Source organism: Lacibacter sp. H407 (assembly GCF_037892605.1).
Lineage (GTDB): Bacteria > Bacteroidota > Bacteroidia > Chitinophagales > Chitinophagaceae > Lacibacter.
In genome coordinates this window covers 3,896,510-3,912,772 of sequence record NZ_JBBKTU010000001.1, presented here as the reverse complement: position 1 = coordinate 3,912,772, position 16,263 = coordinate 3,896,510, and the positions used below count along the sequence as shown (strand labels likewise).

Below are 16,263 nucleotides of genomic sequence, written 5' to 3'. Positions count from 1 at the left end.
ACAATGGATTTACAAAGTATAAAAAACAGGTTTGGAATCATCGGCAACTCCCCTGCCCTCAATCATGCATTGAATGTAGCGGTACAGGTATCTGGTACCGATCTCACCGTTCTCATTAATGGAGAAAGCGGTGTTGGTAAAGAAGTGTTTTCGCAGATCATCCATTCCTTATCAACCCGTAAGCACAATCCATTCATTGCAGTGAACTGTGGTGCTATTCCGGAGGGAACAATCGATTCAGAATTATTCGGACATGAAAAGGGATCGTTCACCGGTGCTGTTGATGCACGGAAAGGTTATTTCGAAACGGTAAATGGTGGTACTATTTTCTTAGATGAAATTGGTGAAATGCCATTGGGTACACAGGCCCGTTTGCTGCGTGTGCTGGAAGCAGGTGAATTTATTCGTGTGGGTTCATCGAAAGTGCAAAAAACGGATGTACGTGTAATTGCTGCTACCAATAAAGAGTTGTTTGAATTTACACAAAACAACAAGTTCAGAGAAGATCTGTATTACCGTTTAAATACTGTTCCCATTCGTGTGCCTTCCTTGCGTGACCGTAAAGAAGATATTCCACTCTTGTTCAGGAAATTTTCAGTTGACTTTGCAGAACGTTATAAAACAACACCTGTTCAACTGGAAGAGGATGCGAAAAATCTGTTAATCAGTTATCCGTTTCCCGGTAATGTGCGGGAATTGAAGAATATTGCAGAGCAGATTTCAGTTCTCTCTACCAATAAAATTGTGACGGCAAAAGATCTGTCACCATTTTTACCGGAACGCAGCTTCAACCGATTGCCGGTGTTGGCGCATCAACCTTCAGCAGCAGGCAGCGGTTCAGAATTTGCGAATGAACGTGAGATCTTGTACAAGCTCTTTTTTGATATGAAACGTGATGTAACTGAGCTGAAGAAAATGTTTCTGGAAGTATTACAGCATGGAGGTTCGCAGGTACAGATGCCGGGCAACTTTTTCAATGATACGATGATCGCTGAACCAAAGCCGATGGATATGAATCAACCGGTACTAAACTCATCAGCCTCATCGCAACCGGTGCTTCTTGGAGGTAATGGTGATATTCATGATCATGTGGAAGTGGAAGAAAGCCTCAACATCATGGACAAAGAAAAAGAACTCATCATTAAAGCATTGAAAAAACATAAAAGTAAACGTCGTGATGCAGCACTCGATCTCGGCATCAGCGAAAGAACACTATATCGAAAACTGAAGGAGTATGATATTGAAGAACTCTGATAAAAATCGAAAGTACAAAGTACAAAGTACAAAGTACGGGTCGTTGCAATTTATCAAATCCGGTAAGTTGGCAGTGGTTTCGTACATCGTACTTCTTACATCGTACCTGTTCTCCTCTTGTTATTCCTTTAAAGATGTGTCCATTCCACCTGAAGTAAAAACGGTGAAGGTGAATTACATCGATAACCGTGCACGGATCATCAATCCGCAGTTGAGTCAGCGTTTAACAGATAAGCTGCGTCAGAAAATTGTGAATCAAACACGCTTGTCGCAAACCAACAGCGATGAAGCACATTACGATATCAGCGGACAGATCACTGATTACTATGTAACAACGTCCGGTATCTCTAATCAACAGGCTGCATCAAACCGTTTGAATGTTACGGTGCATTTGGTGTTCAAGAATCGGTTGGACGATAAAAAAAGTTTTGAAGCAGATCTTACCCGCAACTTTGATTTCTCCGCCAGTCTTTCGTTGAGTCAGGCCGAAAATTCTTTGACAGATCTGATCGTTCAAAACATGACCGACGAAATATTCAACCGTATTTTCTCAAACTGGTAATTTTTTCAATTACTTTGCTTCAATGATCAATGCAGAAGTATTTCACCGATTGCTGCAGCAACCTTTTTTGCTGAATGAATGTTCAGAAGCTGACCTTGAGATGCTTGCATATCAATACCCATGGTTTGGTACTGCCCAACTATTACTCGCAGCGAAACAAAAACAAAGCGGTCGTATCAATGCTGAAAAGCAATTACAAAAAGCAGCGTTGTATTTCAACGAACCACTATTACTTCAGCAGCAATGGAAAAAATTTGCCATAACAGAATTGGTTTCTGCTGAAAAGCCGGTAGCAGATGAAGAACTGACCATTCCTGAAATTATTTCTATCGATGAGAATGATGCGGCACTCGATGCAGAGGCATTGCTTGTGGTGGAAGAAATGAAGGATGAGCAACAGGCAGTAATAACCGATGCGGTGATGGATGCGGAAGCAATGCTGGAAGTAGAAGCTATGAAAGAGGAAAAGGACGCAGTTATTACAGATGCTGTGTTAGATGCAGAAGCAATGTTGCACGCAGAAGCAGCAAAAGATGAAGCGATTATTACAAAAGAAGCCGATATTGAATCGGCTGCAGCGGCATCGATCGAAGCAGAGGCAGCCCGGGAAGAAATTTCGCAAATAAAAATACAGCCAGAGCAGGAAGAGGAAAAGCCTGTTTTTACATTTGAACCCTTTCACACAGTCGATTATTTTGCCTCGCAAGGAATCAAACTTCGGGAAGAAAAACTGGCTGATGATCAACTGGGCAAACAGGTGAAAAGTTTTACTCAGTGGCTCCGTTCTATGAAGAAGATCTATGTGGAAGAGCAGAAAGAGCTCGATTCTTCCATGGAAAAAGAAGTGGTTTCAATCGCCACCGAGAGCAATCAGCAAACCGAAGTGATCACCGAAACTATGGCGGAAGTGCTCGTAAAACAGGGCAAACGGACACAAGCCATTGATTTGTACCGTAAATTAAGTTTGTTGCATCCCGAAAAAAGCGTTTATTTTGCCTCCCGAATTGACGAATTAAAACAATAAAAGAAATGATTTGGTTATTCATCATACTGGTAATTTTGGCCAGTGCGTTATTAGGATTTGTAGTGTTGGTTCAAAACCCAAAAGGTGGCGGCCTCAGTGGCTCTGTAGCCGGTTTCAGTAACCAGTTTATGGGTGTAAAACAAACTACCGATGTACTTGAAAAGGGTACATGGTTGTTTGCAGCGATCATTGGTATTTTGTGTTTGGTTTCTTCTCTGTTTATTTCTGATACTGCCGGTACAGGTGGATCAGGTAACCTGGAAAAAGTGCCAACCAATCAGCCGGTTCAGCAACGTCCTGCAACAAATACAACCCCTGCAGCACCTGCTCCCACTCCAAACAAATAAGTAGTAAAAATATTTTCTGTAACCCCGGCCATGCGTCGGGGTTTTTTGTTTTATTTTGATACGGGCAGCAGTACATGCATCAACTGCGTTGGCGTCGCACACTGCATCTTTTATACCATATTGATCTTTTTCGAATCAATGGCATAATAATTTCTATCAAATCAATTCTATTGAATAAACCAACCCGAACAGATGAAAAAAATTATTGGCTACACGTTTCTGCTTCTATTTATCGTTGCTTGTTTTTTTGCATGGAAATTTTTAGGCAGCGCCACTACGTTCAACGAATCAAGAAAATATCTCTACATCAACACGGGTGAAGCCAATCAAAAAGCAGTGATGTCTACTTTACGTGATTCTGGTTTTTTAAAAAGCCCTGCAATGTTTGAATGGGTGGCCGGACAACTGAACGTGTGGACAAGATTGCAACCGGGCCGATATGAAATTGCAAAAGGCAGCAGTCTGCTCACGCTGGCCCGTACACTACGTAACCGCAATCAGGCCCCTGTTAACCTCATCATCACAAAGCTCCGCACCCGGAACGATCTGGCTGCATTGATTGGCCGCAAATTCGAGACCGATTCGGCAACAATGATCAGCTATCTTACCAATAACGATTCACTCAGGAAATTCCAACTTGATACCAATACGGTGATGACGGCTGTATTTCCCAACACCTATTCCCTGCTTTGGAATTCTGGACCGCAACGTATACTCCGCAAACTCAACGAGCAACGCACAAAATTCTGGACCGATGAGCGCAAACAAAAAGCGACAGCATTGGGTTTAACACCTGAACAGGTGCATTCTCTTGCTTCCATTGTGGAAGAAGAAACCATCCGGCACGATGAAAAACCAACCATTGCCAGTGTTTACCTCAACCGGTTAAAAAAAGGAATGAACTTAGGTGCTGATCCCACTGTGAAATTTGCTGTGGGCGATTTTACTTTGAAGCGGATCCTTTTTGTGCATATTAATTCAACAGCTTCATCGCCTTACAACACGTATAAAAATAAAGGCCTGCCCCCCGGCCCTATTTGCACACCATCCGAAACTACAATAGATGCCGTGTTGAATCCTGCTCCAACAGATTATCTTTTTTTCTGTGCAAAACCAAACGGAAATGGTTATCATGCGTTTGCCGCAACAGACACAGAACATCTGAAAAATGCAAGAGCTTACCAACAGTGGCTTGATAGTTTAAAGATCAGGTAACATTTAAAACCGTTATTTTCGGCTTGCATGTCAATTGAAGCGTATATATATAATTTGCCGATTGTAAGAACGCTTATCCGTTTCAGCAAACGATTCCGTCCGCCTGGCTTTGAAGGAATTTCCTTGTATGAAGTAAGTCGTTTTTTTATTCAGCAAATACAGAAAGGGAGTTTAAACCAGCGTGCCGCTGCTATTTCGTTCAATTTTATCATGGCATTACCGCCCGCCTGCATCTTTTTATTTTCGCTGGTTCCTTTATTTCCCATTGCTGATCAGTTTTATAATGAAGTAAATGCCTTTGTGAGAGAAATCACTCCAAACGAAGCCACACGTAATACAGTGGAAAGTTTTTTAGCTGATTTTTTTAAACGGCCAAAGAACAGTTTATTATCGATCGGTTTTATAACATCAATGTATTTTTCGTCCAATGCGGTGCTTGGGATCATTCATAGTTTTAATCAATCGATCCGTGAAACAGAAATTAAAAACTTCTTTGCTTATCGCTGGAAGGCCATCCGATTAACATTTGTGATCATTCTTATTTTTATAGCCAGCATTATTTTATTGATCACACAGGGCGCATTGTTCAACTGGGTGTTATTGCTCTTAAAAATTGACAGCGTTCTTATTAAATGGCTCATCATCATTTTAAGGTGGGTAGTGATCGTGGGGTTGTTTTTTTATTCTATTGCTTTTATTTACAAGCACGCTCCTTCGGTTGAAAAAAAATGGCGGCTCATTTCGCCCGGTTCTATTGTGGCCAGCGCACTCATTATTTTGTTTACATTCCTGTTTTCTTTTTGGATCAACAATTTTGCGGTGTACACGATTTATGGCTCTATCGGTACCATCCTCATCTTAATGATCTTTATCAACTTTATTTCGCTGGTTTTGTTAATTGGCTTTGAGCTGAATGTGAGCATCAAGCTACTCAAAAAACAGAGCGATAAAAGGCTGAAAGAAGAGATAAGCGGTGAGGTAAAGCAGGAAGAAACAGTGTAACTTTAAGCAGAGTCAGCATAATTCTGGCTGACGTTTTTTTACAACCATTCATCAACCTAAATTATAAGCAAATGAAAAAGATCCTTGTATCGTGTGCGGCACTACTCACACTGTTTGCGTTCACAGTTTTACCGGATGAACTAAGTATTGGAAGCAGCATTCCCAATGCCTCCAAAAAAATGAAAGATATTTCCGGTAAGGAATACTCCTTCAGCGATGTAAAGAAGAAAAACGGATTGCTGGTTGTGTTCAGTTGCAATACTTGTCCATGGGTTGTAAAAAATCAACAGGTAGCGGCAGAGGGATATGGTTATGCATTAAGTAAAGAAATTGGTGTGATCGTTTTAAATTCAAATGAAACATCTCGTGGTGGCGATGACTCACCTGCCCGTATGAAAGAGTATGCAGCTGCACAAGGTTACAAATATCCATATGTAATGGACGACAACAGTTCTATGGCCGATGCTTTTGGTGCACGTGTTACACCTGAGTGTTATTTGTTTGATAAGGATATGAAACTGGTTTATCATGGTGCTATCACCGATAATCCAAAAACGCCATCAGCAAGTACACGTGATCATTTAAAAGTAGCGATCGATGAAATGGCAGGTGGTAAAGATGTAAGTATGAAAACTTCAAAAGCAATGGGCTGCGGTATAAAGCGTAAATCGTAAACAATACAGATATCAAAAATCAAACCCCCGCAATATGCGGGGGTTTGATTTTATGGATCTACTTTTCCAAGTAGTAATTTGATTTCTTTCTCCAGCTCTTCCGGTTTCATTTCGGCCTCAACAAATTTTCGGTAACCTGTTTTCTTATTGATGAATAAAGTAGCAGGCATAGAACCTGTCCACTTTGGATCAATGCGTGGACAAAACTCGTCCGGCTTTTCTTCATCCAGCCAAACGATTTCGGCAGTATATTTTCTTTTATTAGCAAAATCACGGATACGCTTCGGATAGTATTCTTCAAAATCAAGACTTACCAATAACAGTTTTACATTTTGCTTCTTGTATTTATTGGTGAGGCTATGGAAGTAAGGCAGTTCAGCGATACATGGTCCACAGAAAGTTGCCCAGAAATTGATTACCAATACAGAATCGTTTGTATCTGCATATTGCAAAAGATTATCCATCTTCCAACGTTTGATGGGTTGTGCTTCGGCATTGCAGAAGGCAATCAAAACAAGCAGGAGAAAAACGACTTTCTTCATATTATAAAGTTAATTCACATCCGGATTGATAGCTTCCAGATCATCGGGCCGAAATCCCCATTCATCCAATAATGTATGAAATGTGCTGTCATCCAATCGCTGCTTGTCGTAATGACCTGCATTTTTCTTTTGTCGCATAGCTTCGTAAATACTTACAGCACATGCAACTGAAATATTGAGCGATTGAATAATACCCATCTGCGGAATAATAAAATTACCATCAGCCATTGCAATGATCTCTTCACTTACACCGGCATGTTCATTCCCAAACACCAGTGCAACGCTTTCAGTAAAATCAATTTCATGCAAACTCACTGCATCGCTGCTGAGATGTGTGGTGTAGATCTTTTTGTATTTTTTTCGCAACGCAGTAAAGCATTCTTCCGCACTTTCAAACTGATGAACCGTTAACCACTTTGCTGCACTGGACGAGCTGCGTGCACCCCATTTTTTATGTTTTGGAATTTTGTTGGTGAGTACATAAATTTCCTGGATACCTACTGCATCGCAGGTGCGCATTACAGCAGAGATATTGTGTGGATCAAATACATTTTCCAGTACAACTGTAAGATCGGGCTGTCGTTTATTTAACACCGATAGTAAGCGTTCTCTTCGTTCGGGAGTCATGGCAGCGAAATTAAGACAAATCAGTTCTGTTCAGTTGTTCTTCTGTAGCTTCTGTACGGGCGGAGATATTTGATTCCCTTCCTTGTTTGAAAGCGGGTGCCGATCTGTTTCCAGGAGCCAGCTTCTGAACGCCACACAATAAAATGGAGATGGGGAAACGCTGTGTAACCGGTTTTACCGCTATAACCAATTAGTTGACCTTGCTGTACTGTATCGCCAACATTTACCACTGCCCCATTCAGTTGCAGATGCCAGTATCCTGCTCTTGTGCCATCATCATGGTTGATGATGATCGAATTACCAAACTGTCGAAACTCTCTGTTTAAACCACCTTTATCACCATCCTCTTTTACCCTCGCTACAACTCCACCTCTTGCAGCATGAATGGGCGTACCCCGTTTCATCTTAAAATCGATGGCAGCTCTGTTCTTGTGTGTAAATCTGCTGAAATAACCTTGCACCACCATTTCCTTTGTATTAACCGCATAGGGCAAGCTGTACACATAACTGGTATCATCTTTCAATTTCCCTTTTTGTAAGAGACGGAACTTCGTTGCCTGTGGGTCTTTATTCACTGCACAGCTGCTGGCCAGCAGCAATATGGAGATCGTAACATTAAGGTACAAGGCTTGTTTGAACATAGAAGACAAAAATACGGAGAGATCGAATAAGCGGGCCTGGTAGATATCAGATGATCCGGTGTTCAACAAGTATCCATTATTGTGGAGGTTTTAATCACAACAGAGGGTGGCAATATTGAGGTAAACAACCAATTCTAATAGAAACACTCAACGTTAAATTGATTATTTTAACCACTCGTGTAATAACTGCCATTGAATCATTGCAAAACCAGGTTTTTGTCTATTTTCCGCATATTATAGAAATTAATCAATTCTTAATTTCTAGATCAAATTTTTTATTGACATGAGAGGATGTTTTACCCAAAGGTTTTCGATTTTTCTTGTTTTCCTGATTTGTTTTTACCAGCAGTCTATTGCACAAAACGTTGAATCCGATACAGTTTTTTACAAAAAAGCTGTTGATAACACCGTTTTGCTATACCACCAGCAAATGCAAAACCAACGGGGAGTCTTTAACGGTGTTAATTATTACGGCTATCCTTTCCCATTTGAAAACGGACATCCATACTTTAATACAAGTAACCCCGCCCAGGGCTCGGTTATTTACAGGAATGTGATTTACCCTTCTCTTCTTTTGAGTTATGATCAAGTTGCTGATGTTTTAATACTCCATCAAAATAATCGTACGATTCAATTGCTTTCCGAAAGAATATCCCGATTTGAAATAGCGGATCATCGCTTTATCAATATCACGCAGGATAATATGAATTCAACTTCGCCAAAGCCCGGTTTTTATCAATTATTATATGAGGGCAACGTGAGTTTGATGAAGAAAGAAATCAAAAAGATCAATGATTACATACGAACAAAAGGCGAAGGTGTTTTAAAGAACATTGATGTTGAAGCCAAATACTATATTAAAGTAAAAAATAATTTCTACTTAATAAAAAATAAACAGTCGATACTTCAGGCTTATAAGGATAAAAAGGAGAGCATTGAAAATTTCATAGAAAGTAAGCAATTGAACTTTAAACGGGATAAAGAACGTATGCTGATCGAAGTGACAGCTTTTTATGACCAGATAACCAAGTAAAATGAGAATACACCGTATTGTTTTATACACATTTATATGTTTCAGCTGTCTGAAAACCTATGGGCAAAAAGATTCAGCAAAAGCACTCGTTACAATTGATATAAAGAATGTAGCTGTTACAGAATTTATCCAGCTTCTCGAAAGGCAAACCGGCTATTTCTTTTATTTTGATGCCCAACAATTCGACACAATGAAGCTGAGTGTTACTGCCATGAATCAACCACTCGATTCAGTTTTAAAGAATGCGTTTGCTTCAACTTCATTTTTTCATGCAATTGATGAAGATAAAAATGTGTTTATAACAAAGGGTAAGAAACTCAATTTTCAGTTGGGGTCTGATTTTGCTGTTAATGCGGATAATCCCAAAAGTAATACCAAGCCACAGTATGAAGTAACGTTTGAAACAGACAGCAGCGAAGTAAGTGAGAACAAAGTAACTCCGTCAACCGAAAATGCGGTACTGGAAAATAAGTTGTATGAAGTTGGAGAACGAGGAGTTGTTAATCAGCAAAAAACAGCAACCATTGCCGGTTATATAAGGGATGCAAAAACAGGCGAGCCTATAGCAGGAGCTTCGATCTATATTGACCGCACAAATTTGGGCGCAACTACCGATCAGTACGGCTATTACACCCTCTCATTACCAAAAGGTAAACATACATTGAACATCCAGAGCCTGGGCATGAATGATTCAAGACGCCAGGTGTTATTACACAATAGTGGAAAGCTGAATATTGATCTGGTGTCGAAAGTAATGACGCTCAAGAATATCACCATCTCGGCACAAAAGATCAATAATATAAAAGGTACGCAAATGAGCGTACAAAAAATTGATATCAAAACGATCAAGCTTGTGCCTGTTGTATTTGGTGAAGCAGATGTGTTAAGGGTTGTAACAACCTTGCCGGGTGTTAAAACTGTTGGTGAAGCAAGCACAGGGTTAAATGTACGGGGTGGTGCTGCAGATCAAAATCTTATTCTGTTCAATGAAGCAACGATATACAACCCCTCACACTTTTTTGGAATGTTCTCAGCATTAAACCCGGAGGTTGTTAAGGATGTGGAGCTTTTCAAAAGCAGTGTTCCTGTTCGGTACGGTGGCAGACTTTCTTCGGTTCTTAATATCAATAGCCGTGAAGGGAATAAGAAAAAAATTACAGGATCGGGAGGTGTTGGACTTTTGACCAGCCGGCTTGAACTTGAAGGGCCTATCGTTAAAGATAAGTCATCGTTTATCATTGCCGGGCGTACAACATATGCAAACTGGTTGTTAAACCTGCTTCCGGATCAGTACAAAAACAGTAATGCCGCTTTTTATGATCTTAATCTGAATATCAACCATGAGATCAATAAAAAAAATACGATCTATCTCACCGGTTATATGAGTAACGACCGGTTTAATCTTAATAGTGATACATTATTTGGTTATGGTAATAAGAATGCATCACTAAAATGGAAACACATTTTTAATAACAAGTTGAATAATGTTACTGCTGCAGGTTATGACAGTTATGAATATTATACATCCAGTAATTATTTGCCGGCAAATGGATACAAACTCAGCTTTGCGATCAATCAAACTTATTTCAGAACACACTTTAATTATTATGTAAATAATCAGCATAGTTTAGATTTCGGGTTTAACTCACTTTATTACAAATTGAATCCGGGGTCGTACCAGCCATTTGGAGAAGAATCATTAGTTGCTGCTGATGAAATTGCACCGGAGCAAGCGCTTGAAAGTGCACTTTATATAAGTGATAAGTATAAGCTTAATTCACTTTCTATCGATGCAGGAATCAGATATAGCCTGTTTAATTATCTGGGCCCGCAAAATATAAACCGCTATGCTCCCGGATTGCCCATTACGGAAACAAATAATATAGGGGCTGATAAATATGGTAATGGTGATTTTATTAAAACATATGGCGGCCCGGAATTTCGGTTATCGATGGTTTACTTGTTTAATGATAGTTTCTCGATCAAAGCTGCATTTAATACACAGCGTCAGTATATTCATTCGATCTCAAATACTGCTGCTATGTCGCCAACAGACATTTGGAAGTTGAGCGACCCTAATATAAAACCGCAATATGGTAGCCAGGTTTCAATTGGACTATTTAGAAATTTCCGCTCTAATACAATTGAAGCATCGGTAGAAGCGTACTATAAGGATATTCGAAATTATCTCGACTATAAAAGTGGTGCAAAACTGGTAATGAACCCTGCTTTGGAAACAGATGTATTAGGTACAAAGGGTAAAGCATACGGTGTTGAATTGCTCATAAAGAAAACGGCTGGTAAACTAAATGGATGGATCGGTTACACGTGGTCACGTATCCTGTTAAAAGCAGATGACCCTCAGGCTGGAGAAATGATCAATGATGGCGAATACTACCCTGCTAATTACGATAAGCCGCATGATATCACATTGATCAGCAATTATCGTTTTAATCATCGTTTCAGTGTATCGTTTAATGCAACCTACAGTACGGGCCGGCCTATTACTTTGCCGATCGGTATCTTTTATTATGCAGGAGGTCAACGAACACTTTATACAAATAGAAATGCATACAGGATACCGGATTATTTCCGGGCAGATTTTGCTATGAATATTGAAGGCAACCATAAAGTGAATCAAACACTGCATACATCGTGGACGTTCGGTGTTTTTAATTTAACAGGCAGAAAAAATCCTTATTCTGTTTACTATGTGTCGGAAAACGGATCGATAAATGGCTATAAATTATCCATCTTCGGAAGTGCTATCCCGTATGTGAATTTTAATATCAAGTTTTAAACATGCAAATGAAAAATATCTCTTCATATCTATTATTACTGTTGCTGCTCGTTGGCTGCAAGGAAGATTATGATTCGCCTTTCGTATCGCCAAATTCCGGCTTCCTTGTAGTAGAAGGCGTGATCAATAGTGGCCAGGGACGTACCAGCATTAAATTGAGCAGAACAGCAAAACTCGAAAACCAGCTTTTGAAGGTGCAGCATGAAAAAGGAGCATCTGTAAAAGTTGAGGGAGAAGATAACAGTTCGTATGGCCTTAATGAAACAAGCGAGGGAAATTATACAGCCAACAATTTAAATCTAAACAACGCTGTAAAATACCGGCTGCATATACGAACCCTGACCGGCAAAGAATATGTGTCGGATTACGCTACCGCCCAAGCCTCACCTCCAATTGATAGTATTACATGGAAAATGGAAGAAGGTGGTGTTCAATTATACCTCAACACAAATAATATTTTGAATAATACACGATATTATCAGTGGGATTATACTGAAACATGGGAAGTGAAATCGCAGTTTGCTTCGATGTTGAAATTTCAGGTTTTTAAAGACAGGCAAAATCGTGATAGTTTCTCGATCGCCTATCGGGATAATGTCAATTTTGGAATTGATTCATCCATTTATAAATGCTGGCAGAGCAATGAATCTAATGAGCTACTCATTGGATCGTCGGCCCAACTTGAAAGAGATTTTATTTATTTACCCATAGCATTTGTTCCGGGCGGATCAGAAAAGTTAAGTTTGCTTTACAGTATTAATATCCGGCAATATGGGTTAAGTAAAGAGGGCTATGAGTTTCTTGAAAAAATTAAAAAAAATACAGAGCAATTAGGAAGCATTTTTGATGCACAGCCGGGCGAGTTAAAAGGAAATATACGTTGTATTACTGATCCATCCGAACAGGTGGTTGGATTTGTAAATATTTGCAATGTGTCGGAGAAAAGAATTTTTATTTCTGCACAAGATGTAGGCGGTTGGAATTTTTTTCCGGTTACCTGTTCCACTGTTTCGCTTCCAAATAACAGCGACTCGATCAGAAAATATATGTCAGGGTTAACTCCTACTCTGCCATCAACCTATGCCACGCCGCCAACAAATCCACCTGTAATCAGCTCATTCGAAGCCGCTGCGAATGTATGCGTGGATTGTACAGTTAGAGGCACGAATATTAAACCCGTTTTTTGGCCATAATAGTATACAACTGATGAAGATAAATCTTGAAATGGATAGGATGAGATATGTAAGGCTTACAAGAGGAATAGTGGTTGCGGCTGTGCTTTCTGTTATTGCAGTTTTTAGCGTGGTTCGATCAAAAGCACAAGTACAGCAATTTGAGATCTACAGACAAACTGCTTTACAGGAGAAAATATTTCTACATACAGATAGAAATATCTACTTGGCGGGAGAACTCTGCTGGTTCAAAATTTACAATGTTGACGCAATTTTTCATAAGCCGATCGATATCAGCAAGCTGGCCTATGTGGAAGTTCTTGATAAGAACAACCGTGCTGTAATACAAACAAAGCTGATGCTTGCTGAAGGTGATGGTAATGGTTCGTTACAATTGCCTGTGACATTAAATTCCGGTACCTATAAATTAAGAGCCTATACGAACTTGATGAAAAATTTTAATGTTGATCATTATTTCGAAAAAACAATTACAATTATTAATTCATCGAACCAAGATGAAATAGCTGTGCCGCCCCCCATCCGCAAATTTGATCTGCAGTTTTTTCCTGAAGGAGGAAATCTTGTAAATAATATCGAGAGTAAAGTAGCTGTTCGATTTGTTGACGAAAATGGTAAGGGGATAAATGCAAATGGCGTTATCCTTAATGCGGCAAATGATACAATCATAAAGTTTAAAACCAGCCAATTTGGGCTTGGATATTTTCTTTTTAAACCTGAACCGGGAAATACATACAAAGCAGTAGTAACAATGCCTTCCGCCCAAATAATTACGGAAAAACTCCCGGTGGCATATACAAATGGTTATGCAATACAACTCACCAAAGTGGGTGGAAAGCAACTTAAAATTGCCGTTAGCAGTAACGGCAATGATCTTGCATTTAGTCCGGTTTTATTATTTGCCCATACCCGTAACGCAATAAAGTTTTCGCTTGCTGCCAAGCTTCAAAACGGCAAAACAGAGTTTTTAATTGAGACCAACAAATTGGGTGATGGCATCACTCACTTCACACTTTTTGACGCTGGCAACAAACCTGTTTGTGAAAGGTTATATTTTGTATACCCTGCCAAACAATTACAGTTAGCCATCAAGGCCGATTCTTTAGAATATGGTATCCGAACAAAAGTGAATATCAATATTTCGACAAATGGCAAAAACAATGAGGTTGATAAAACGAAAATGTCGATGGCTGTTTATCGCATCGATTCTTTGCAACCTATCGACGAAATGACAATTACTAATTATTTGTGGCTCAATTCTGATCTTACAGGTACAATCGAATCTCCACAGTATTATTTTAGTGCTAATACACCGGAAGTACACGATGCGATGGACAATTTAATGCTGACACATGGGTGGCGACGATTCGAGTGGAATGAAATTCTTCAAAACCCGAAACCAGCACTAAAATTTTTGCCTGAAGTAAGTGGGCATATTGTTACGGGAAGAGTTGTTCAATCTGGTTCAAGCAATGTGGTAAAGGATATCCCTGTGTATTTTTCAGTACCCGGAAAGCGAATTCAATTGCATACTGCTGTGAGTGATGAAAAGGGGAAAATAAAATTCGATGTTCCTGAGTTTTATAATGATGGTGAAATTATTGTTCAAACGAATACAGCGCAGAATAACATGTATAATGTTGAGATCGATAATCCTTTTTCAATGGAGTTCTCAAGCCGAAAGTTACCCTCTCATTTAACAAATGCTATTCCCGCACAGGATCTGATAAAGCGGCATAAAGAGTTGCAGGTCCAGAGTGCATATCATAAAAGCAAATACAGTCAATTCTCGACCACCATTGATACCTCCTCCTTTTATTTCAAATCTGATATCACATATTCACTTGATAAGTATGTTCGGTTTACTACTATGGAGGAAATAATGATTGAATACGTACGGGAGATCAAAGTAAAAAAAGCAAACAACAATAGTCGTTTCTCAGTTTACAATATCAATGATCAACTCTTTATGGAGAACGATCCGTTGGTGTTACTCGATGGTGTGCCGGTATTTAATGGCAACAAATTAATATCCTATAATCCATTAAATGTTGAGCGGCTCGAAGTAATTGAACGGAAATATCATTATGAGAATCTTCTTTTCAATGGGATCGTAAATATGGTTACGTATAATGGCGATCTTAAGGAATTTGAGCTTGATCCGCATGTTACAGTTATGGATTATGAGGGCCTTCAGTTACAACGAAAGTTCTTTTCACCTGTATATGAATTGAAGGAGCAATACGAAAGCCGTGTTCCTGATTACAGGAATGTACTTTTGTGGGAACCGAATATTGTTATTGATGACGCAGGTGGAGCCAATATTAGTTTTTACAGTTCAGACATACCAGGTAACTATGTGATTGTTGTACAGGGACTTTCTGAAAATGGGAATACAGTTGATAAGGTTTTGCAATTCCGGGTTAAAAAATAATAACCAACTTGTTATAGTCTGAACAACTAAAATGTATTTCGAAGAAGGTTAAAGTGAAGGAAGTTTTATTTTTCCTATTCATAGATCCACAACAGCACAGGCTTCTCCGAACTGTTGATCAATCGTTGCAATGTTTTTAAAAAGCCTGGTGATACAGTTGGGCATCCATCGCTTTGGCATATTTCAGTAAAAACTTCATCATTCGGTACACAATCATGCGCATGTAATACAACGTATCGTTTAAACGCATTGCTGTTGGTTGAATCAAGTCCGTAGAGTTTGTACGCCAATCCAAACCTGCCCATATACGGTTTGCCGATCTTGTATTTGCCCAAGGAGGTACAGCCGCAGCCGGGTTCGTTTCCATATTTCCTTCCGCTTAACCATCGCTCATTACATCGGCCATGTGTAACGGTGCCTGCATTGAGAATGGAATCATGATTCAGATCATATACAAAAAAGCGGTTAGAGCCGGAACGTATTTTCATATCGATCAGGAAACAGAATTCTTCGTTGTAGCGATTGTTTTTTATAAATTCCTTTGCAGTACTTGCTTTGCGTGTTAAAGCTTTTTGTGTTGCGTCAAATGCCTTATTGGTCGATGCAACAGGATTGGTTTCATGTTTTGAAGATTTTCCTGTTGATTTCAGATTTAACCAAACGAGAATGAATGTACAGATTGTAATAAGGCTCAGAAAAAGGATGACTGTTCGGGTCATGGTTATTATTTAATCTGAACTAGATTCCAGCTAAACAATTATCCACATGAATAAGTATTGGATCAATGTTAAATAAAACTGAAGAGTGTTGCTGATTGTTTATCAAAGCCATATGTTTTAAAATTTATCGATTATTTTCAACTGAAGTATTCCTGAAAAATGAATAATCTTTTTAGTTGGTCGTGAAGATCTCTCACAT

Annotated in this window: 15 protein-coding genes; 11 read left to right on the top strand and 4 right to left on the bottom strand. The window is 39.3% G+C overall.

What is annotated here, in order from left to right; translation table 11 throughout:
• The first annotated feature begins 3 nt into the window (after positions 1–3).
• The 7 genes from WG989_RS16850 to WG989_RS16820 all read left to right on the top strand — a co-directional run bounded on the left by WG989_RS16850 (position 4) and on the right by WG989_RS16820 (position 6,078).
• The gene (locus WG989_RS16850; RefSeq protein WP_340431195.1) at positions 4–1,254 is read left to right on the top strand and encodes a sigma-54 interaction domain-containing protein; all 1,251 of its coding nucleotides are present in this window, start codon (positions 4–6) and stop codon (positions 1,252–1,254) included.
• Positions 1,235–1,816 carry an LptE family protein gene (locus tag WG989_RS16845; protein WP_340431193.1) on the top strand — a complete coding sequence of 194 codons (582 nt, stop codon included), beginning with the start codon at positions 1,235–1,237 and terminating at the stop codon, positions 1,814–1,816. The genes WG989_RS16850 and WG989_RS16845 overlap by 20 nt, the downstream gene beginning before the upstream one ends.
• A 22-nt stretch (positions 1,817–1,838) precedes the next feature.
• Positions 1,839–2,840, top strand: coding sequence for a DUF8458 domain-containing protein (locus WG989_RS16840; protein WP_340431192.1), 1,002 nt, complete (start codon positions 1,839–1,841; stop codon positions 2,838–2,840).
• A 5-nt stretch (positions 2,841–2,845) separates the two neighbouring features.
• Positions 2,846–3,187, top strand: coding sequence for a preprotein translocase subunit SecG (gene secG, locus WG989_RS16835; RefSeq protein WP_340431191.1), 342 nt, complete (start codon positions 2,846–2,848; stop codon positions 3,185–3,187).
• Between the two features lie 192 nt (positions 3,188–3,379).
• A complete protein-coding gene (mltG, locus tag WG989_RS16830) occupies positions 3,380–4,402 on the top strand; it encodes an endolytic transglycosylase MltG (protein WP_340431189.1) in 1,023 nt (340 codons plus the stop codon).
• A 27-nt stretch (positions 4,403–4,429) separates the two neighbouring features.
• Entirely contained in the window at positions 4,430–5,404 is a 975-nt protein-coding gene (locus tag WG989_RS16825) for a YihY/virulence factor BrkB family protein (protein WP_340431188.1), read from the top strand.
• A 71-nt stretch (positions 5,405–5,475) separates the two neighbouring features.
• A complete protein-coding gene (locus WG989_RS16820) occupies positions 5,476–6,078 on the top strand; it encodes a redoxin family protein (protein ID WP_340431187.1) in 603 nt (200 codons plus the stop codon).
• Between the two features lie 50 nt (positions 6,079–6,128).
• On the opposite strand, the gene WG989_RS16815 is transcribed toward WG989_RS16820, so the two are convergent.
• The 3 genes from WG989_RS16815 to WG989_RS16805 are packed head-to-tail and all read right to left on the bottom strand — an operon-like array spanning position 6,129 to position 7,957.
• Positions 6,129–6,620 carry a TlpA disulfide reductase family protein gene (locus WG989_RS16815; protein ID WP_340431185.1) on the bottom strand — a complete coding sequence of 164 codons (492 nt, stop codon included), beginning with the start codon at positions 6,618–6,620 and terminating at the stop codon, positions 6,129–6,131.
• A gap of 9 nt (positions 6,621–6,629) precedes the next feature.
• Positions 6,630–7,247: a TrmH family RNA methyltransferase gene (locus WG989_RS16810; RefSeq protein WP_340431183.1), complete on the bottom strand. Its 618-nt coding sequence runs from the start codon at positions 7,245–7,247 to the stop codon at positions 6,630–6,632.
• Between the two features lie 20 nt (positions 7,248–7,267).
• Positions 7,268–7,957 carry a M23 family metallopeptidase gene (locus tag WG989_RS16805; RefSeq protein ID WP_340431181.1) on the bottom strand — a complete coding sequence of 230 codons (690 nt, stop codon included), beginning with the start codon at positions 7,955–7,957 and terminating at the stop codon, positions 7,268–7,270.
• A gap of 214 nt (positions 7,958–8,171) precedes the next feature.
• On the opposite strand from WG989_RS16805, the gene WG989_RS16800 reads away from it, so the two are divergent.
• Genes WG989_RS16800 through WG989_RS16785 form a run of 4 tightly spaced genes read left to right on the top strand, consistent with a single transcriptional unit; the run spans position 8,172 to position 15,345 of the window.
• A complete protein-coding gene (locus WG989_RS16800) occupies positions 8,172–8,921 on the top strand; it encodes a hypothetical protein (RefSeq protein WP_340431179.1) in 750 nt (249 codons plus the stop codon).
• Position 8,922: 1 nt separating this feature from the next.
• A complete protein-coding gene (locus tag WG989_RS16795; RefSeq protein WP_340431178.1) occupies positions 8,923–11,721 on the top strand; it encodes a TonB-dependent receptor in 2,799 nt (932 codons plus the stop codon).
• 8 nt (positions 11,722–11,729) lie between these two features.
• Positions 11,730–12,914: a DUF4249 domain-containing protein gene (locus tag WG989_RS16790; RefSeq protein WP_340431177.1), complete on the top strand. Its 1,185-nt coding sequence runs from the start codon at positions 11,730–11,732 to the stop codon at positions 12,912–12,914.
• A 31-nt stretch (positions 12,915–12,945) separates the two neighbouring features.
• The gene (locus WG989_RS16785) at positions 12,946–15,345 is read left to right on the top strand and encodes a hypothetical protein (protein ID WP_340431176.1); all 2,400 of its coding nucleotides are present in this window, start codon (positions 12,946–12,948) and stop codon (positions 15,343–15,345) included.
• A 74-nt stretch (positions 15,346–15,419) separates the two neighbouring features.
• On the opposite strand, the gene WG989_RS16780 is transcribed toward WG989_RS16785, so the two are convergent.
• Positions 15,420–16,064 carry a murein L,D-transpeptidase catalytic domain-containing protein gene (locus WG989_RS16780; protein ID WP_340431175.1) on the bottom strand — a complete coding sequence of 215 codons (645 nt, stop codon included), beginning with the start codon at positions 16,062–16,064 and terminating at the stop codon, positions 15,420–15,422.
• Positions 16,065–16,263: the final 199 nt, after the last annotated feature.